General features: G+C 66.1%; 2 protein-coding genes. Both read right to left on the bottom strand.

The genetic code is table 11. From position 1 onward, the window contains the following. The coding region (locus KDH09_00635) for a histidinol-phosphate transaminase (GenBank protein MCB0218172.1) at positions 1 to 934 on the bottom strand (934 nt) is incomplete at its 3' end. Between the two features lie 115 nt (positions 935 to 1,049). Next, on the bottom strand, positions 1,050 to 1,935 hold an 886-nt coding region (gene pheA / locus KDH09_00630; GenBank protein MCB0218171.1), incomplete at its 5' end, for a prephenate dehydratase.

Genomic DNA, 1,935 nt, shown 5'->3' with positions numbered 1-1,935 from the left:
GACCCAGGTCGACGAGTACGAAATTGCCCCAGGAGGGGGTGACCTTGAGCCCGCGCTTTTCGAGATGCGCGCGCAGGTAGTGGATTCCGCGGGCATTTACCTCCCGCGAGCGACGCACGAACTCATGATCCTCGAGCGCGGCGCGCGCGGCGGCCTGCGCAACGAGGTTCGTGTTGAAGGGCTGGCGCACGCGGTTCATGTAATTGGCATTGCCCGCGCTGGTCACCCCGTAGCCCACACGCAGCCCGGCGATCCCGAAGATCTTCGAGAAGGTGCGCGTGATGAGCACGTCGCGACCGGCCTTCAGCGCCTTCCAATGGTCAGGGTAGGTCTCGTCCCCCACGTACTCGGCGTAGGCCTCGTCCACGACCAGCAGGACGTGCTCGGGAACTCTCGCCAGAAACTTCTCCCACTCCTCGGCGCTGAACATGGTACCGGTGGGATTGTTGGGATTGGCCAGGAACACCACGCGGGTCTTGTCGGTGATCGCCGCCGCGATGGCATCGAGGTCGTGGCTCAAATCCGCGCGGGCGGGGACCTCGACCATCGACGCGCCGATCGCCTGGGATACGAGGCGATAGACCACGAAGGCGTATTGGGAGAAGACGACCTCGTCGCCGGGCGCAAGGAAGGTGCGCGCCGCTACTTCAAGGACGTCGTTGGAACCGTTTCCCAGCACCACCTGCTCGGGCGCAACGCCGTGGCGTTTGGCGATCGCCTGCACCAGATCGTGCCCGGAACCGTCGGGGTAGAGGTTGATCTGCCCCACGGCCTCATGCGCAGCGGCCAGCGCCATCGGCGAGGGACCCAGCGGGTTCTCGTTGGAGGCGAGCTTGATGATGTCGGTAATCCCGAGCTCGCGCTCGAGTTCCTCGACGGGCTTGCCCGGCACGTAGGGTGCCAGGGTCTCGATGTTCTGACGGACTTTGGACATGGTCTTGCTCAGCGTCCCGGCCCGGAGCGGCCGGGCCCCGCTTCGCGCGTGGACCCCGCATTCAGCTCCGCGGGAGCGGCATCAATACCCGCTGGCGCGGGGATTTTAAAGTGGCTCAGCTCGCGCGCGGGTAGGCGCCCAGCACCTTGACCTGGTGGCACAGCGGGGCAATGGCCTTCAGGGCGGCGGCCACCTTCTTGTCGGCAACGTGCCCCTCAATCCCCACGAAGAAGGCGTATTCCCAGGCCCGCTTGCCCGCCGGGCGCGAGATGATTTCGGTGAGACTCACCCCGGCCTTTGCGAACGGGGCGAGGATCTTCGAGAGAATCCCGGGCTCGTCGCGGACCCACAGCACGAGGCTCGTCTTGTCGCGCCCCGAGGGTTTGGTTTCCTGGTTGCCGATCACCACGAAGCGGGTGCGGTTGCCGCTGCGGTCCTCGCAGTTGCGGGCGGCGATCTTCAGTCCCAACAACTCGGCGGTCAGGTCGCTGCAGAGCGCCCCGCCCTTGCGATCCGAGAGGACTTCCTGCCCGGCCTGCGCGGTCGAGTTGGTCGGCACGAGCTCTGCGCCCGGGTGGTTGCGCAGGATCCAGCGCCGGCACTGCCCGAGCACCTGCGGGTGCGAGTAGATGCGCACGCAGTCTTTTGCCGCGTTGAGCGGGCGCAGGAACTGGTGGTGCACGTCGACGGTGACCTCGGCGCAGATCTTCGCGCTGGTTTCCATGAACCGGTCGAGGCTGGGATTGACCGAGCCCTCGATCGAATTTTCAAGCGGCACGACGCCGTAGTCGACGTTGCCGCGCTCGACCGCGCCGAAAACGTCCTCGATGGTCTCGCAGGGGGCGAACTCCGGACAGGTGCCAAAATGCTTGCGCGCGGCCTGGTGGCTGAAGGTCGTCTCCGGCCCAAGGAAGGCGATGCGAAGCGGGCGCTCGAGCGAGAGGCACGCCGAGATGATCTCTTTGTAGATGCCCTCGACCGCTTCGTTGGAAAGCGGCCCG

Source organism: Chrysiogenia bacterium, assembly GCA_020434085.1.
GTDB lineage: Bacteria > JAGRBM01 > JAGRBM01 > JAGRBM01 > JAGRBM01 > JAGRBM01.
This window is presented reverse-complemented; position numbering and strand designations above follow the sequence as displayed.